The organism is Bacillus sp. FSL K6-1003 (assembly GCF_037964945.1).
GTDB classification, from domain to species: Bacteria; Bacillota; Bacilli; order Bacillales; family Bacillaceae; genus Bacillus; species Bacillus mojavensis.
In genome coordinates, this window is record NZ_CP150176.1 from 2,701,970 (window position 1) to 2,719,203 (window position 17,234).

Consider the following 17,234-nt stretch of genomic DNA (forward strand, 5'->3'; position numbering starts at 1 on the left):
TTTGTACTACTATGTATACGAGCCTCAGCGGGAAATAGACCGATGAATTCCATTAAAAACACAAAAAACCCGCAACACGCCGTTGCGGGGCAAAACTATCTTCTAATTGGTTCTCGCAAAGAGATGCATTCTACGTGACCTACTTCATGGCCAAACCAGTCATCTGCTATTTTCGCAAACTGATCCCGTTCTCCTGTAGTCAGGAATTGATGATTCGGGGTAAACGAAGATTGATTCAGCAGTCCTTTATACGATAGAATCGTACTTACTTCCCGGGCTGTTTCATCGCCTGACGAAATAATATTCACTTGCTCTCCCATATATCTTTGAATCGCGTCTTTTAAAATAGGGTAATGGGTGCAGCCTAAAATCAGCGAGTCAATCGATGTATCTTTTAACGGAGATAGTGATGTTTTGACAATCTCGTCTGCTGTTTTGTCCAGAAACTTTCCGCTTTCCACAAACGGCACAAGCAGCGGACAGGCAAGATTTTCAACCTTCAGTTCGGCATTTAATGCCAGAAGGGCTTCTTCATAAGCATTGCTCTTAATGGTATTTTCTGTGCCGATCACACCGATATGCTGGTTTCCCGTCACTTTTATCGCTGCCCGCGCACCAGGCTGGATCACCCCGACCACCGGAATATCGACGTCGCGCTGGATGTCTTCCAGTGCAATTGCTGTCGCGGTGTTGCAGGCGATCACCAGCATCTTAATGTGGTGGTTTTTCAACAAATAATTTGTCAGCTCCCGCGTGTATTGAAGCACTTCTTCTTCAGGACGCGGGCCGTACGGACACCGTTTCGTATCCCCTACGTAAATTATATTTTCTTTTGGTAGCTGTCTCATGATTTCCTTTGCAACGGTTAACCCGCCAACCCCGGAATCAATGACTCCTATTGGTTGTTCCAACAAAATCGCCTCATTTTCTCTTCATTTCTTGCTGCAGTTTCATCAATGATTTTTCGAAGATGGCTATTTCTTCATCTGTAAACGTTTCGAACATATCACGCAGGTATTCCTGCCTTTTTGTAATGACTTCTTGGATAATGCGTTCTCCTTCTGGCAGAAGGTGTATCCTGACGACACGTCTGTCCGCCGGGTCCTTTACCCGCTCGACAAGCTCATTTTTTTGCATACGGTCGATGAGATCCGTCGTCGTGCTGCATGCCAGATACATTTTCCCCGATAGTTCGCCGATTGTCATGTCTCCTAATTCATAAAGCCATTGCAGACCGACAAATTGCGGCGGCGTGATTGCGTATTGGTTTAGGATTTCTCTTCCTTTTTGTTTAATGATCGCGGCAATGTGGCGGAGCGACTTTTCAATGTCCGCAACATGCTCCAAAGGTTTTGATGTCATTTGTCCATCCCTCACTCAAGGATCTCTTACGCACAAAAGCGTTCCGTGTCTATTTTCCTTCTTTTTTATAGAAAATGCAAGACTCGCGGGACGAGAAATAGAGGGACATTAGGCAAATGAAAGCAAATTGAAATCTCGTTTTATATCGTATCATCCTGGTTTAAAATAGGAATTCGGAACTTTTCAAACAAACAGTAATAACCGGCTCCCTCCTGAAAAGAAGGAATACCGGCAAGGATTAAAGCTCTAGCTCACCCATTCTAAGAAGCTCAACAACGGCTTGCGAACGCCCTTTCACACCCAATTTCTGCATGGCATTTGAAATATGGTTTCGAACGGTTTTCTCACTGATAAATAGCTCGCTTGCAATCTCCTTTGTTGTCTTATCTTGAACGAGCAATTCGAACACTTCTCTTTCTCTTTTCGTTAGCAGCGGCTTCGATTGAAATTCTTTCTCCTTCAAGTATTGTAACCCTCCTTGCTAAGGTGAGAGCGAATCTGAAACGAATGGGTTTTGATATAGTCAAGATATCATATGTCAGGAGGGCTCAGGAGGTGACGTTTACAGAAGAATTAGTTTATGGTGTATGGAGAAGCTTTTCTTTCTCCTCATTCGTCCAGCTGACAGCCTTTCCGCTTTCCTTTGACACTTGAACCATGACAACAGCTCCGGTGAAGCAGGGCTCCCCTACGCTATTTTCTCCGAGGTAATGCAAGGTGAGGGATGAACTGCCGACAGCGCTTGTTTTCACATAAATACGCAAGTCTTCATAAGGCATGACTTGGCGCAGATAATCACATTGCTGACTGGCGACGACGGTCATGGTTGGCTTATTTTGTTTCATCATATTCAAATGTTTAAAATAAGATATCCTCGCTTCTTCAAAATAGATGAAAGGGATTACATTATTCATATGTCCAAACATATCTGTCTCAGAAAATCGTACAGAAACTTCATTAAAAAAAGAAAAGGATTCTTTCCATTTTTGAAACGGCATGTCAATGTAAGCAGGAAGCTTCATTTCACTCATCTCCTTATTGTTAAAAAAACCTCTCCCATGCGGAAGAGGTTTTTTCTTCTTATACTCTGTCGCTTCCGAAGAAATTGCGGAATGCTTGTAAGTTTGTATCCCTGTTTAAGGCAGCGATAGAAGTGGTCAGCGGAATGCCTTTCGGGCAGGATTGAACGCAGTTTTGCGAGTTGCCGCAGTCTGCAAGGCCCCCTTCTTCCATCAGTGCTTCCAGCCGGTCAGATTTGTTCATGGCACCTGTCGGATGGGCGTTAAACAAACGGACCTGAGACATCGGAGCAGGCCCCATGAATTTCGATTTGCTGTTTACATTCGGGCAGGCTTCCAGGCAGACACCGCACGTCATGCATTTTGATAATTCATATGCCCACTGGCGGCGTTTTTCCGGCATTCTCGGTCCCGGTCCTAAATCGTACGTGCCGTCGATTGGTATCCACGCCTTTACTTTTTTCAGCGAATTAAACATTCTGCTGCGGTCAACCTGCAAATCACGCACGACCGGGAATGTTTTCATCGGTTTTAAGCGGATCGGCTGTTCAAGCTGGTCAACAAGCGCCGTACACGACTGGCGGGGCTTTCCGTTTATGACCATTGAACATGCGCCGCATACTTCTTCAAGACAGTTCATATCCCAAGTAACAGGAGTCGTCTTTTCACCTTTCACGTTAACCGGATTCCGTCGGATTTCCATTAGAGCGGAAATAACGTTCAGATTCGGGCGGTATGGAATCTCAAATTCTTCATCGTAAGGCGTGCTGTCGGGTGTATCTTGACGTGTGATAATAAATCGTATGGTCTTTTTCTCACTCATGATTATTTCGCCACCTTCTTCTTCGAGTAATCCCGTTTCCGAGGCGTTATCAGTGATACATCGACATCCTGATACTCAAACTCCGGCGCTTCATACGGGCTTACATGTTTAGCCATTGTTGTTTTGAGCCATTCATCGTCATTACGCTCAGGGAAATCCGGTTTATAATGGGCGCCCCTGCTTTCATTACGGTTGTAAGCACCCAGCGTAATCACCCTGGCAAGCTGAAGCATGTTTGAAAGCTGGCGTGTAAACATAGCTCCCTGGTTGCTCCATTTTGTCGTGTCATTGATGTTAATCTTTTTATACCGCTCCATTAGCTCCTGAATTTTGTCATCTGTTTTCAACAGCTTGTCGTTATGGCGGACAACCGTCACATTCGCCGTCATCCATTCCCCGAGCTCTCTATGGAGGACGTACGCATTTTCGTTTCCGTCCATATTCATAATCTCAGCCCATTTATCTTCTTCTTTTTTCACGTGGGCATCGAATATCGATGAAGACATATCCTCTGCGGAAGATTCTAAGCCGTTTACATATTTAACAGCATTCGGCCCGGCTACCATTCCTCCGTAAATCGCGGAGAGCAGGGAGTTTGCTCCCAAGCGGTTGCCGCCGTGCATGGAGTAATCACATTCTCCAGCGGCAAACAGTCCCGGAATATTTGTCATTTGATCGTAATCAACCCATAAGCCGCCCATTGAATAATGAACCGCAGGGAAGATTTTCATCGGAAGTTTGCGCGGATCGTCTCCCATAAACTTCTCATAAATTTCAATGATGCCGCCGAGCTTAATGTCAAGCTCTTTTGGATCTTTATGAGACAAATCGAGATATACCATGTTCTCGCCGTTGATGCCGAGTTTCTGATTCACACACACATCAAATATTTCGCGTGTCGCAATATCACGCGGCACCAAGTTTCCATATGCAGGATATTTCTCCTCAAGGAAATACCACGGTTTACCGTCTTTGTATGTCCATACACGTCCGCCTTCACCGCGTGCAGATTCACTCATCAGCCTTAATTTATCATCCCCCGGTATGGCTGTCGGGTGGATCTGAATGAATTCTCCATTTGCATAATACGCTCCCTGCTGATAAACGATCGATGCAGCAGACCCTGTATTAATCATGGAGTTTGTGGATTTACCGAAAATGATTCCCGGTCCGCCCGTCGCCATAATCACAGCGTCTGAACGGAAGGATTCAATTTGCATGTTTGTCAGGTTTTGGGCGACAATTCCGCGGCAGGTTCTGTCATCATCTAATACAGCGCCAAGGAATTCCCAGCCTTCGTATTTTGTGACCAGACCTGCAACCTCATATCTGCGCACTTGCTCGTCCAGAGCATAAAGCAGCTGCTGGCCAGTCGTCGCACCTGCATAAGCTGTTCTGTGGTGCTGTGTACCCCCAAACCGGCGGAAATCAAGCAGCCCCTCAGGCGTCCGGTTAAACATGACGCCCATCCGGTCTAATAAGTGGATGATTGACGGCGCCGCTTCACACATCGCCTTAACCGGCGGCTGATTGGCAAGAAAGTCTCCCCCGTATACAGTATCGTCAAAATGTTCCCACGGAGAGTCACCTTCCCCTTTTGTGTTGACCGCTCCGTTGATGCCGCCTTGGGCACAAACCGAATGAGAACGTTTCACAGGAACGATGGAAAACAGCTTAACCGCCATTCCTGATTCCGCTGCTTTAATTGTCGCCATGAGGCCGGCAAGACCCCCGCCGACTACGATAATGCTTGATTGACTCATGATAGCCCCTCTCCCTCTAGTAATCTAGTACTCTCTTATACAAATGCAAAAATTGCTTTTAAGCCTACGTAAGACAGTGCAACAAAAATAATCAGCGTAACGTATGTCGAAATTCTTTGAGAACGAGGCGTTACCGTGATGCCCCATGTAACAGCGAAAGACCATAAACCGTTCGAGAAGTGGAAAATGGTTGATAGTACACCTACAATGTAAAAGCCCAGCATAGCCGGTGAGCTCAAGATATTCGCCATCATGTCAAAGTTAACCTCAGCGCCCATCTGTGCAGCAATGCGTGTTTCCCACACATGCCAGCTCACAAAAATGAGGGTGATGATACCCGTTACACGCTGCAGGACAAAGAGCCAGTTTCGCATATAGCTATATTGGCCTGCGTTATTTTTCGCAGTAAACGCTATGTACACACCATAAACTGCATGATAAATTAAAGGTAAGAAGATAATAAAGATTTCCAGAGCATACCTGAAAGGCAGACTATCCATAAAATGAGCAGCATTATTGAATGCTTCCGCGCCCCTTGCGGCAAACTGGTTGACGACCAAATGCTGAATCAAAAAGATGCCGACCGGTATGACGCCAAGCAAGGAATGCATTCTTCGAAAATAAAACTCTCTGTTCCCAGACATTACTTTACCCCCTGTTTGATAAGTGCGAAATGTGCTAAATCTCTTCCCCCACTTCTTTCAATTGTAAGCACTTTATTAAGATTTATTGACAATTTCATTTTACTCCTACCACAAAAGGGCGTCAAGAAAACGCGTACATAAATTCTAATTTTCCGAATTGATTAGTTGATTCAAAAATTTTATTTTATCAATATATAATTCTTTCTTAATTTTTCATGAGAATTACAGGATCATTCTGTAATCCTCCCCCCGGTTTGGGCTATAATATACGAAGGAGAGAGGGGAGACAGATATGAAGTCTAAATATGAAGCATCAATACATAATCTAAAAGAAATTGAAATGAACGCCTATGCCTATGAACTGATACGAGAGATTGTTCTCCCAGACATGCTTGGCCAAGATTACTCTTCCATGATGTATTGGGCAGGGAAACATCTCGCCCGAAAGTTTCCTCTTGAATCATGGGAGGAATTTCCGGCTTTCTTTGAAGAAGCAGGCTGGGGAACCCTCACAAACGTTAGCGCAAAGAAACAGGAGCTAGAATTCGAGCTTGAAGGACAGATCATTTCCAATCGGCTCAAATATCAGAAAGAACCGTGCTTTCAGCTGGAAGCTGGCTTCATCGCCGAGCAAATTCAATTGATGAATGATCAGATTGCCGAATCATACGAACAAGTAAAAAAGAGAGCCGATAAAGTGGTTCTGACTGTTAAATGGGATATGAAAGACCCTGTTTAATGAAAAAGGCGGTGACTGCATGAGTCCCGCCTTTTTGGTTGTCATGACACAGCTGAAGGGTGTTTCGAGAGTTCAAACGCATCGTGCAGTGCTTCCACCGCTTTTACCATGTCATTTTCGCTCACTACTGTTGAAACTTTGATTTCAGATGTGCTGACCATTTTGATTAATATGTTTTTTTCCGCCAGTACAGCAAACATTTCAGCTGCTACACCGGGATTTGATACCATGCCTGATCCAACAATGGATACTTTGGCCAATTTGCTTTCAGTCTCAATTTTTTCGAATTCAAGCGCGTCTTTGTACTCTTCAAGTACGGCAACAGCCTGATCCGCGTCTTCTGATTTAACAGAGAAGGAAATACCGGTCTCATGGTCTCCCGCCTGCGTTTGGATAATGATATCCACATTAATGTTTCGTTTTGCAAGAGTTGTAAAAATAGTAGACAAAGTGGTCAGGCCGCTTGTCAGCCCGTAGATGGTTACCCTTGTGATTTGATCTTCGAACGCGATGCCTCTGACGATAAGGTTCTGCTCCATGGATGATTCCTCCTCAATTAATGTTCCCGCTTCTGTTTCTGTACTTGAACGCACTTCTAACGGCACTTGGTAATTTTTCGCGAATTCAACAGCTCTTGGATGAAGAACACCGGCGCCTAAATTGGCAAGCTCCAGCATTTCATCGTAAGAGATGCCGGCAAGCTTTCTCGCTGATTTCACGTAGCGCGGATCGGTTGTAAACACGCCGGGCACGTCGGTATAAATATCACATTTGTCCGCTTTTAATGCGGCAGCCAAAGCCACTGCTGTTGTGTCTGAACCGCCCCTGCCCAAAGTCGTGATTTCACTGTCGTCTGTCATGCCTTGAAATCCTGCCACAACAACTACTTTTCCCTTTTGAAGCTGGTTTTCTAAGGCAGACGTGTTTATATCCGTAATTCTGGCATTGCCATGGACGTCCTCGGTGCGGATTCCCGCCTGCCATCCTGTATAGGAAACGGCGTCATAGCCTTTTTCCTGCAGCGCCATGGAAAGCAGGGAAATGGTGACCTGCTCGCCTGTTGCCAGCAGCATATCCATTTCACGTTTGCTCGGCTGATCAGTGATGTCTTTTGCAAGGCTGACCAATGCATCAGTGGATTTCCCCATAGCTGATACGATAACGACGACTTGATGGCCTTTCTGTTTTTCCGCAATGACGCGATTTGCTGCATTTTGAATTTTTTCGACTGAGCCGACGGAAGTACCTCCGAATTTTTGTACAATGAGACCCATGTTAACCACCCTTTACATTTTGGTTCGTGCGGGTGAGGAGAAAGAGCGCTTTGTCCACAATAAAAAAAGCAATGAGAGGAATTGCTCTCATTGCTTATCAATTAATCATCAAGATGATTATGAACAACGAGATAGCCCTCCAAGAAAATGATTTCTTGACAGCCTTACATTTATTCAATGCACGGCCAGCAAATAATACCGATGGGGTTTTATTTGCTTCGGCGACGCTCCCCTTTCAGCCTTTTTCTCAGAATCCATCTTTCTCCAAAGGCTTACTCTTGAAGTTCGCACCTCTATCTTCACCATATTACACGATCTAATTATGAAATTAGTTCACATTTTATCAGAACTTTTTCAAAAGGACAACATTATTTTTGCAATTTGTCATAAAGCAGCTGTGCCGGCGCTTCGGGAACCCCTGCTTTTTTGATGTCCTCAAGGCTTGCTTCCTTCATTTTTTTGACGGAACCGAAATGCTTTAACAGCATTTTCTTTCTTTTTTCTCCGATACCCGGTATGTCGTCCAAAACAGATTGAAATGCGCTTTTCCCGCGGATCTGTCTGTGGAAGCTGATCGCAAACCGGTGCACCTCATCCTGAATGCGCTGAAGCAGGTAAAATTCCTGGCTGTTTCGTTCAAGGTAAACCGCCTCAAGCGGATCACCGATTAATAAATTGGAGGTTCTGTGTTTATCATCCTTTGCCAAACCGGCAATCGGGATGTCCAGGCCGAGTTCGTTTTCTACGACGTCACGGGCTGCGTTGATCTGGCCTTTCCCTCCGTCTATAATGATCAGATCAGGCAGCGGCAGGTTTTCACGAAGCACTCTCGTATATCTTCGTCTGACAACCTCTCTCATTGAGCCGTAATCATCTGGCCCTGTGACAGTTTTGATTTTGTACTTGCGGTATTCCTTTTTGTATGGTTTGCCATCGATGAACACAATCATCGCCGAAACCGGGTTAGTCCCTTGTATATTCGAGTTATCGAACGCTTCGATTCTGTGCGGGGTATAAATATTTAAGGCGTCTCCGAGTTTCTGCACAGCACCGAATGAACGCTCCTCGTCACGTTCGATTAAAGAGAATTTTTCTTTAAGCGCGATTTTTGCGTTTTTATGTGCCAGCATAAGCAATTCTTTCTTCGCCCCTTTTTTCGGCTGATGGACGTTTGTTTCCAACAGCTGCTCAATCATCGATTGATCAACGCTGTCCGGCACTAAAATTTCCTTCGGCAGAAAATGGTTGTTTTTTGAATAGAACTGCCCGATGAAGGTAAGGAACTCTTCATCTGCTTCCTGATAAAGCGGAAACATGCTGACGTCACGTTCAATAAGCTTTCCTTGCCGTACGAAAAAGACCTGTACGCACATCCAGCCTTTATCATAAGCGTAAGCGAATACGTCACGGTCGACTAAATCGTTCATGGTCATTTTTTGTTTTTCCATCGTTGAATCGATATGAGCGATTTGGTCACGAAGTTCCTTTGCCCGTTCAAACTCAAGGTTCTCAGCCGCCTCAAGCATTTTCTCTTCAAGCTCTTTTTTGACGTCGTTATAGCCGCCCCTTAAGAAACGGGTAATGCTCTCTACCAGTTCTCTGTTTGTCTCTTCTGAAATGTCCTTTACACACGGAGCGAGACATTGTCCGAGGTGATAATAAAGGCACACTCTGTCCGGGAGCTTGGAGCATTTTCTGAGAGGGTAGAGACGGTCGAGCAGCTTTTTTGTCTCCCTTGCGGCCTGCACATTCGGATACGGTCCGAAATAGCGCCCTTTGTCTTTTTTGACGTTGCGGGTGACAATCAGCCTTGGGTGGCGTTCATGGGTGAGTTTTATAAAAGGATAGGTTTTATCGTCTTTCAGCATGACGTTATATTTCGGATCATGCTTTTTAATCAAGTTCATTTCTAAAATAAGCGCTTCAAGATTGGAGGACGTCACGATATATTCAAAATCCTCAATTTCCGTCACAAGCCTCTGTGTTTTTGCGTCATGAGAGCCGGTAAAGTAGGAACGCACTCTGTTTTTCAGCACTTTTGCTTTTCCTACGTAGATCACTGTCTGCTGACGGTCCTTCATTAAGTAACACCCTGGCTGATCGGGAAGGAGGGCGAGTTTTTCTTTCAGTTGTTTGTTCATATGTTACCCTTCCTTATATTTAGTCCTTTGCTTCCAGTTTAACACGAACAGGTGTTTTTCTCCATGATTCACGATTGGCGAATAAAAAAAGCGATCCCTCAATTGGAATCGCTCTGGCATGTATGCAGCCGAAAATTAAAGATGTTTGTTTACAAGCTCTTGAAGCGCTTCTTTCGGTTTGAAGCCGACAGATGTTTCAACAACTTCTCCGTCTTTTAAGACAAGAAGTGTCGGGATGCTCATAACGCCGTATTTGCCGGCTGTTTCTTGGTTCTCATCTACATCGATTTTCACGATTTTTAGTTTGTCGCCCATTTCTTGATCCAATTCTTCAAGAACAGGTGCAATCATTTTACAAGGTCCGCACCAAGGGGCCCAGAAATCAGCCAGTACGACGCCTTCGCTTGTTTCAGCTGAGAAAGATTGATCAGTTGCTTTTACGATAGCCATTATTGAATTCCTCCAATTGTGAAATGATGATTTTTAGTATAGCATCTCCCATTCGTTCACGCTATTTAAATGCTTATAAATTATTTTTTCCTGATCACAATCGGTTTACTCATAGAATGGGGCATTTCGAAATTAAAACACGAATCTGATAATCGCTCCGATCACCACAATTGCGCCGATGATCATTAAAATTGTACGAAGCATAGGACAACATCCCTTCTATAACCGTCATATACTTTACCATGCCCTTTCGGAGCTGTTTCAAAACAAAAAAGAGCGCTGTCCTCTAATGGATCGGCGCTCCTTTTTTTGGTTAAGAATCAGTCCGTAATGTGAGTAAGACAACTGCCATTGGCGGCAGCTTTGCTTTCAATTTGTTTTTATTTACAGAATAACGGCTGAACGATTCAGGTTTTACGTGCTCCGGGTCATCAAACGTGTTATGGGCGTTCATCTTCTCCGCAGTCAGGATAACGCCGGAATGATCCACAGTCTTATGAAGACCTCTCAGCTCAATCTCCACCTCTGCTTTATTTTGATGATCAATGTTACAGATGCTGACGTTTATATCGCCTTCCGCATTTCTTGATGCCGACACACTGATTTGAGGCAGCGTTTCTCCCTTCCATTCATAGTCAGCGGACGTTGTTTCAGTATCTAAAAGAGAGGCATCCTGATGTACCTTAAACATATCAAACACATGGTATGTCGGCGTTAATAGCATTCGTTCCCCCTCAGTCAGAATCATAGCTTGAAGAACATTTACCGTCTGCGCGATGTTGGTCATTTGCACCCGGCGGCAATGCTGATGGAAAATGTGAAAGTGAGAAGCTGCGACAAGCGCGTCACGAATGGTGTTTTGCTGATATAAAAAGCCTGGGTTCGTGCCTGGCTCAGGATCAAACCATGTGCCCCATTCGTCTATAATCAGTCCGACCCGCTGCTCCGGATCGTACCGGTCCATAATTGTGCCGTGTTTTTGAATCAATTCATCAATGTATTTGGCCTTTTTCATTGTGATGAACCATTCGTCCTCTGTAAATTCTGTGGCCGATCCTTTGCCCTTCCAGAAATCTCCCGGAATCGTGTAGTAGTGGAGACTTAGCCCGTCCATCAGGCCAGCTGCTTTTTTCATGAGCACGTCCGTCCAATTAAAATCATCAACGTTTGCACCGCCGGCAATTTTATAAATTTCATTGCCGCTGTAATTGCGGACATACGTTTGAAAACGGCGGTATAGATCGGCATAGTACTCTGGGTGCATGTTGCCGCCGCAGCCCCAATTTTCATTGCCTACTCCAAAATATTTCAGCTTCCAAGGCTCTTCTTTTCCGTTTTGTTTTCTCCAGTCTGACATTGGCGTGCCTTCTTTAAAGGTCATATATTCGATCCATTCCGCCATTTCCTGAACTGTTCCGCTCCCTACATTGCCGCAAATGTAAGGTTCGCATTCAAGCAGCTCGCACAGCATCATAAATTCATGTGTCCCGAATTCATTTGATTCAACTGTGCCGCCCCAGTGAGTGTTGAGCATCGTCTTGCGGTCACCCACACCGTTGGCCCAATGATATTCATCCGCAAAGCAGCCGCCCGGCCATCGGAGGACAGGAATACGCAGCTGCTTCAGCGCTTCTAACACATCTTTTCTTATACCGTTTATATGAGGAATGCTTGATTCCGTTCCGACCCAAATCCCTTCATAAATCCCTCTTCCTAAATGCTCAGCAAAATGACCGTATATATTTTTGTTGATCGTTCCTTTTACAATATCCGTTTGAATCACTGCTGTATGTTCAGACATGCTTGATCATTCCTTTCATACAAATATGAAAAGCACCACAGTCAAATATAGATTTGTGTTTGGACTGAGGAGTCAGCATGAATGTAAGCGCTTTTAAAGTAACCTTATTATATATGTCCGTACATGTCAACGACTTTTTTTGTTAATAATGATTTGTACGTATGTATTTAAAAACCCCGAACTTCTGCAGTCCGGGGCTTCCCTTTATGAGTGAATATTCAGTTGTTTGAATTCTTCCGTCAGTAATGGGACGACTTCAAATAAATCGCCTACGATACCGTAATCAGCTATTTTAAAAATATCGGCTTCTGGATCTTTATTGATGGCGACAATCACCTTGCTGTTGGACATACCCGCCAAATGCTGGATAGCGCCTGAAATTCCGCAGGCGATATACAAATCGGGAGTGACAACTTTTCCGGTCTGTCCGATTTGGAGAGCATAGTCGCAATAATCAGCGTCACACGCCCCGCGTGAAGCGCCGACTGCTGCGCCCAGCACCTCGGCAAGCTCCTGCAACGGCTGAAAGCCTTCCTTGCTTTTTACTCCGCGGCCGCCCGCCACAATGATTTTCGCTTCAGAGAGATCAACGCCGTCCGCTGTTTTTTTGACGATCTCTTGTATGACGGTACGGAGATCTGTAAGGGAAACTTCGATGCTTTCCATGCTGCCTGCCCGGCTGGTGTCTTTTTCTAACGCTTGAATGTTGTTGGGGCGAATCGTCACAAGCGTCATCGGATCCGTTGAAATGACGCGTTCAAATGCCTTCCCTGAGTAAACCGGTCTTGTAAAAACGACGTTATCTCCGGTAACGCTTACATCTGTAGCGTCAGAAATCAATCCTGTTTGGAGCCGGGCTGCAAGCTTCGGCGACAGATCCTTCCCCATTGCAGTGTGTCCGCATACGACCGCATTAGGTGTTTCCTTTTCAATAATGGTTCGCATCACTTGGCTGTATCCGTCTGCCGTATATGCCTTAAGCTTTGGGTCCTCAGCTGTGAGAACTTTGTCTGCACCGTAGTGGATAAGCTCCTCTGCATGCTGTGATACGTTTTCTCCTATAAGAACACCGATTACTTCTCCATCATCTGAAATGGTTCTTCCAGCGGAGATTGCTTCAAAGGTGACATTTCGCAGTTCTCCGTCACGCATTTCTCCGAGTACGATCACTTTTTTTCCCATTCTAACATCCCCCTGTTTCTTTGAATGTGCAAGCGCTAAATGACTTTCGCCTCGCTGCGGAGCAATGATATGAGCTCTTTTGCCTGTTCGGCAGGCTCACCCTGCAGAAGCTTCCCGGCTTCTTTTTTCGGCGGCAGAAAACGTTCAATTGTTTTCATTTTTGGTTCAGCATCTTCTTCATCCAAGTCCAGATCATCCAGCTCAAGCTCTTCAAGCGGTTTTTTCTTGGCTTTCATAATTCCCGGAAGCGATGGGTAGCGAGGTTCATTTAAGCCTTGCTGAGCTGTGACAAGCAAAGGGAGAGTCGTTTTGATTTTTTCAACATCCCCTTCAACGTCCCTTTCTGCTTCTACGTCACTTCCATTGATATCGAGTTTAGTAATCGTCGTGATGCACGGAATGTCTAGAAGCTCAGCCAGACGTGGCGCCACTTGTCCTGAGCCTCCATCGATCGCGACATTTCCGCCGAGAATGAGGTCAAACTCCTGATCCTTCATATAGTGGTATAAAACTTGAGAGATGGAATACTGGTCGGGTTCTTCGAGATCATCTTCTATGTTGATTAAAACGGCTTGGTCACATCCCATGGCAAGCGCTGTACGCAGCTCCTTTTCCGCTTCTTCGCCGCCGACAGTAACAACAGTTATGGTGCCGCCGTGTTTTTCCTTCAGCTGAATAGCTTCTTCAATCGCGTACTCATCGTACGGATTGATAATCCATTCAGCCCCGTCATCCTGAATCTTTCCCGCGTCAATGACGATTTTTTCTTCTGTGTCAAACGTCCGTTTCATCAGTACAAATAGATTCATGATCATATCCCCTTTTATTCGCCTTTGAACTGAGGCTTTCTTTTTTCGAGAAATGCCTGAATGCCTTCCTTGGCGTCCTCCGACTCAAACGCTTCTCCAAACCGCTTTGCTTCAAGCTTTAAGCTGCCTTCATAGGAATACACCTTGTTTGTATAGAGAAGCTCAAGCAGAGACGCCATCGTTTGCGGACTTTTTTCTGCAAATTTGGCGGCAAGCGTTTTCGCTTTTTCAAGCACTTCTGCTTCATCTTTTGCTCCAATTGTCACAAGTCCGAGGTCAAGCGCTTCTTTTCCCGATATCGGTTCTCCTGATCCAATGAGCTCCAATGCTTTTGCTGTACCAATGTATCGCGGGAGCCGCTGTGTTCCGGCAAAACCGGGAATAATGCCGAGGTTAAGCTCCGGAAGCCCCAGCTTGGCATCTTCTGCCGCGATTCTGATATGGCAGGACATTGCAAGTTCCAGCCCGCCGCCGAGGGCAGCTCCGTGAATCGCCGCGATAATTGGTTTAGGAAAGCTCTCAACCCTCTCCATCAGCTGCTGCCCTCGTTCAGCCAGCAGTGAGGAATCCTCACTGTTTCTTAGTGATGTAAATTCTTTGATATCAGCGCCGGCGGAGAAAAACCTTCCCTCGCCGTGAATAACAATGCATCGCACGCCGGCATCTGTTTCACACTGATCTAGACAGGAGGACAGTTCTTCTAATATACGGCTGGAAAGCGCGTTTGCCGGCGGATTGTGAATGGTCATAACTGCAACAAATTGATCAACTGCGAGTGATATTGCATTCATAGGACAGAACTCCTTTACTTATTGTGAATTCCGGATACCAGTAATTCTAAAACACTGTCTGACAAAGCAGCCAGATCATACTTTTGATCATTCATCACCCAGGTCGTCACGGTTTCGTCAATCGTTCCAAAAATCATCTGCCGGGCGAGACGGACATCAAGGCCTTCTTTTAACTCGCCTGATTGTATTCCTTCCGTCAGAATGCTGTCTAAAATATTTAAGTAGCCTTTTAATATTTCATTAATTTTCTGCCGGAGCTCCAAATTGGATTGGCGGAGCTCCAGCTGAGTGACAATAGCGAGGTTATGGTCGCCCGCCAAAAGTGAGAAGTGTTTTGAAATCACGAGCGCCAATTTCTCTTTTGCTGTTGCCTTTTCTTTTATGTCCTCTTCCATCCGCTCAATGAATTGGCCCATTTTTTCTTTAAACAGAGAAATTAAAATGTCTTCTTTATTTTTAAAATAAAGATAGATGGTGCCGTCCGCTACTCCGGCTTGTTTGGCGATTTTAGATACCTGTGACTGGTGGTAGCCGTTTTCCGCAATGACTTCAACTGCTGCATCAATGATCTGCATATACTTTGGCCGTTTTTGCTTCAATTTTCATCGTTCCTTCCTATATAAATGAATGACTATTCATTCATAATTTTATGATAAGAAGGATTTTCCGCTTTGTCAAGTTTATTCATTAATGTTCTCTTTTTCATGGCTCTATTTATTACTTGATATGATGATTTTCGGTTTCTTCTTCAAGTAAACGCCTTCTTAAAATTTTCCCAACCGCTGTTTTCGGGAGCTCTTTTCTGAATTCATAGGCTTTCGGCACTTTATAGGGTGCAAGACGGGCTCTGGCGAAAGCGTCCAGCTCTGCTGCATCGGCTTGTGCGCCTTTCTTTAACACGACAAACGCTTTTACCGTTTCCCCTCTGTACGAATCAGGCACGCCTGCAACGACAATTTCCTGAATCGCTTCATGTTCGTACAGCGCTTCTTCAACTTCACGCGGGTAAATATTGTAGCCGCCTGCGATAATAATGTCCTTCTTCCGGTCGGCTATATAGAAAAATCCATCTTCATCCATATAGCCCATGTCCCCAGTGAAGAGCCATCCGTCCCTTAAGACTGCAGCCGTTTCCTCCGGCTTGTTCCAGTATCCCTTCATGACCTGCGGGCCTTTAACGATGATCTCACCATGCTCATACGGAGCAGCAAAATGGCCAGTCTCCTCAGAGTAAATGGCTGCGTCTGTATTCGGCCAGGGACAGCCGATACTGCCGGGTTTGTTTTTCCCCCAGATAAAATTAGCGTGTGTCACCGGAGACGCCTCGGATAAACCATATCCCTCCACAAGATTTCCGCCAGTCACCTTTTCAAATTGCTGCTTCACCTCAACAGGGAGAGCGGCTGATCCGCTTAGGCAGCTTTTAATAGATGACAGATCGTATTGCTGTAATTGAGGATGATGCAAGAGGCCAATATAAATCGTCGGCGCGCCTGGGAACAGTGTCGGTTTTTGTTTATCGATAATTTTGAGCGTGTGCAGCGGATCAAACTTGGGAAGCAGGATCATTTCAAATCCTTGTTTAATCGAATAATTCATCACGGCTGTCAGCCCATAGACATGAAAAAACGGGACTATGCCAAGCACTTTTTCATCGCCTTCCTTTACGTTGTACATCCATGCCGCACACATTTCGGTATTGGCTAAAATATTTCTGTGCGTAAGCATGACTCCTTTTGGCGCTCCCGTCGTTCCTCCGGTGTATTGCAGAACAGCGATATCATGCTCGGGGTCAATGTCCGGAATTGTGATTAGCTCTGTTTTTTCCCGCTTCATGCTCGAAGCAAAGGTATGAATATTGTCGTTTTCATCAAAGTCAATGTGCACTTTTTGTTTTTGCGTAAGCGGATAGAGAATATTTTTTGGAAACGGCAAATAGTCTTTTATACTCGTCACCAAAATCTGATCTACAATTGATAACGTTTTCATTTTTATTGCCTTCGGGAAGAGCAAATCTAAGGTGATGATCACGCTGGCCTCTGCGTCTCTCAGCTGATATTCGAGCTCATGCTCGGTGTAGAGCGGGTTTGTCTGCACTACGATACCGCCGGCAAACAGCACCCCATAATAGGAAATGATGGATTGCGGACAGTTAGGCAGCATGACAGCCACTCTGTCTCCTTTTTGCAGGCCATTTTGCTGCAGAAAAGCTGCGAGTTTAAGAGCATCCGTCAAAATGTCATGAAAGGTGAGTTTTTTTCCGAAAAAAGATACGGCTGTTTTGTCAGGAAATCGTGCGGCGGAGTCTGTCAGGATGGATTGCAGGGTTTGGGTCGGCAACGGAAGCTCATGCGGGATATCTTCGGGATACTCGGCTAGCCACGGCTTTTGAGACTGCATAAAACCTCCCCTTTCGGTTTTAGAGTTCACCCTATT

Annotated in this window: 17 protein-coding genes and 1 riboswitch; of the genes, 1 reads left to right on the forward strand and 16 read right to left on the reverse strand. The window is 45.2% G+C overall.

Annotation, left to right across the window (positions count from 1 at the left end):
• Positions 1 to 95 precede the first annotated feature (95 nt).
• The 7 genes from racE to sdhC all read right to left on the reverse strand — a co-directional run bounded on the left by racE (position 96) and on the right by sdhC (position 5,611).
• The gene (racE, locus tag NSU16_RS13865) at positions 96 to 914 is read right to left on the reverse strand and encodes a glutamate racemase (protein ID WP_081720844.1); all 819 of its coding nucleotides are present in this window, start codon (positions 912 to 914) and stop codon (positions 96 to 98) included.
• 7 nt (positions 915 to 921) lie between these two features.
• Positions 922 to 1,362, reverse strand: coding sequence for a MarR family transcriptional regulator (locus NSU16_RS13870; protein ID WP_010335201.1), 441 nt, complete (start codon positions 1,360 to 1,362; stop codon positions 922 to 924).
• Between the two features lie 238 nt (positions 1,363 to 1,600).
• Entirely contained in the window at positions 1,601 to 1,825 is a 225-nt protein-coding gene (gerE, locus tag NSU16_RS13875) for a spore germination transcription factor GerE (protein ID WP_003184172.1), read from the reverse strand.
• A 115-nt stretch (positions 1,826 to 1,940) separates the two neighbouring features.
• Positions 1,941 to 2,384 carry a thioesterase family protein gene (locus NSU16_RS13880; protein WP_326190978.1) on the reverse strand — a complete coding sequence of 148 codons (444 nt, stop codon included), beginning with the start codon at positions 2,382 to 2,384 and terminating at the stop codon, positions 1,941 to 1,943.
• A 58-nt stretch (positions 2,385 to 2,442) separates the two neighbouring features.
• Complete coding sequence (sdhB, locus tag NSU16_RS13885) at positions 2,443 to 3,204, reverse strand: succinate dehydrogenase iron-sulfur subunit (RefSeq protein ID WP_010335203.1); 762 nt, start codon at positions 3,202 to 3,204, stop codon at positions 2,443 to 2,445.
• A 2-nt stretch (positions 3,205 to 3,206) separates the two neighbouring features.
• Complete coding sequence (gene sdhA / locus NSU16_RS13890; RefSeq protein ID WP_010335204.1) at positions 3,207 to 4,967, reverse strand: succinate dehydrogenase flavoprotein subunit; 1,761 nt, start codon at positions 4,965 to 4,967, stop codon at positions 3,207 to 3,209.
• 35 nt (positions 4,968 to 5,002) lie between these two features.
• Positions 5,003 to 5,611, reverse strand: a complete 609-nt coding sequence (gene sdhC, locus NSU16_RS13895) for a succinate dehydrogenase cytochrome B558 (protein WP_029441380.1) — start codon at positions 5,609 to 5,611, stop codon at positions 5,003 to 5,005.
• A gap of 292 nt (positions 5,612 to 5,903) precedes the next feature.
• Here sdhC and NSU16_RS13900 point away from each other — a divergent pair, with 292 nt between their 5' ends.
• The gene (locus NSU16_RS13900) at positions 5,904 to 6,350 is read left to right on the forward strand and encodes a YslB family protein (protein ID WP_010335208.1); all 447 of its coding nucleotides are present in this window, start codon (positions 5,904 to 5,906) and stop codon (positions 6,348 to 6,350) included.
• Positions 6,351 to 6,391: 41 nt separating this feature from the next.
• Here the strand turns inward: NSU16_RS13900 and NSU16_RS13905 are convergent, their stop codons facing one another.
• The 9 genes from NSU16_RS13905 to NSU16_RS13945 form a co-directional block, all read right to left on the reverse strand.
• Entirely contained in the window at positions 6,392 to 7,624 is a 1,233-nt protein-coding gene (locus NSU16_RS13905) for an aspartate kinase (RefSeq protein ID WP_326332318.1), read from the reverse strand.
• A gap of 124 nt (positions 7,625 to 7,748) precedes the next feature.
• A riboswitch (Lysine riboswitch) is annotated at positions 7,749 to 7,928 on the reverse strand.
• A 64-nt stretch (positions 7,929 to 7,992) separates the two neighbouring features.
• Entirely contained in the window at positions 7,993 to 9,765 is a 1,773-nt protein-coding gene (gene uvrC / locus NSU16_RS13910) for an excinuclease ABC subunit UvrC (protein ID WP_010335210.1), read from the reverse strand.
• A gap of 135 nt (positions 9,766 to 9,900) precedes the next feature.
• Positions 9,901 to 10,215, reverse strand: a complete 315-nt coding sequence (gene trxA / locus NSU16_RS13915; protein WP_003222500.1) for a thioredoxin — start codon at positions 10,213 to 10,215, stop codon at positions 9,901 to 9,903.
• 313 nt (positions 10,216 to 10,528) lie between these two features.
• On the reverse strand, positions 10,529 to 12,016 hold the full coding sequence (locus NSU16_RS13920) for an alpha-N-arabinofuranosidase (protein WP_168748474.1): 1,488 nt from the start codon (positions 12,014 to 12,016) through the stop codon (positions 10,529 to 10,531).
• A 204-nt stretch (positions 12,017 to 12,220) separates the two neighbouring features.
• Positions 12,221 to 13,198, reverse strand: a complete 978-nt coding sequence (locus tag NSU16_RS13925) for an electron transfer flavoprotein subunit alpha/FixB family protein (protein ID WP_339191216.1) — start codon at positions 13,196 to 13,198, stop codon at positions 12,221 to 12,223.
• Between the two features lie 35 nt (positions 13,199 to 13,233).
• Positions 13,234 to 14,007 (reverse strand): electron transfer flavoprotein subunit beta, encoded by a 774-nt coding sequence (gene etfB / locus NSU16_RS13930; RefSeq protein WP_339191219.1) that lies wholly within the window; start codon positions 14,005 to 14,007, stop codon positions 13,234 to 13,236.
• Between the two features lie 14 nt (positions 14,008 to 14,021).
• Complete coding sequence (locus NSU16_RS13935) at positions 14,022 to 14,798, reverse strand: enoyl-CoA hydratase (protein ID WP_268448271.1); 777 nt, start codon at positions 14,796 to 14,798, stop codon at positions 14,022 to 14,024.
• A 14-nt stretch (positions 14,799 to 14,812) separates the two neighbouring features.
• On the reverse strand, positions 14,813 to 15,397 hold the full coding sequence (gene fadR / locus NSU16_RS13940; RefSeq protein WP_251187590.1) for a fatty acid metabolism transcriptional regulator FadR: 585 nt from the start codon (positions 15,395 to 15,397) through the stop codon (positions 14,813 to 14,815).
• A gap of 118 nt (positions 15,398 to 15,515) precedes the next feature.
• Positions 15,516 to 17,198 carry an AMP-binding protein gene (locus tag NSU16_RS13945; protein ID WP_010335216.1) on the reverse strand — a complete coding sequence of 561 codons (1,683 nt, stop codon included), beginning with the start codon at positions 17,196 to 17,198 and terminating at the stop codon, positions 15,516 to 15,518.
• Positions 17,199 to 17,234: the final 36 nt, after the last annotated feature.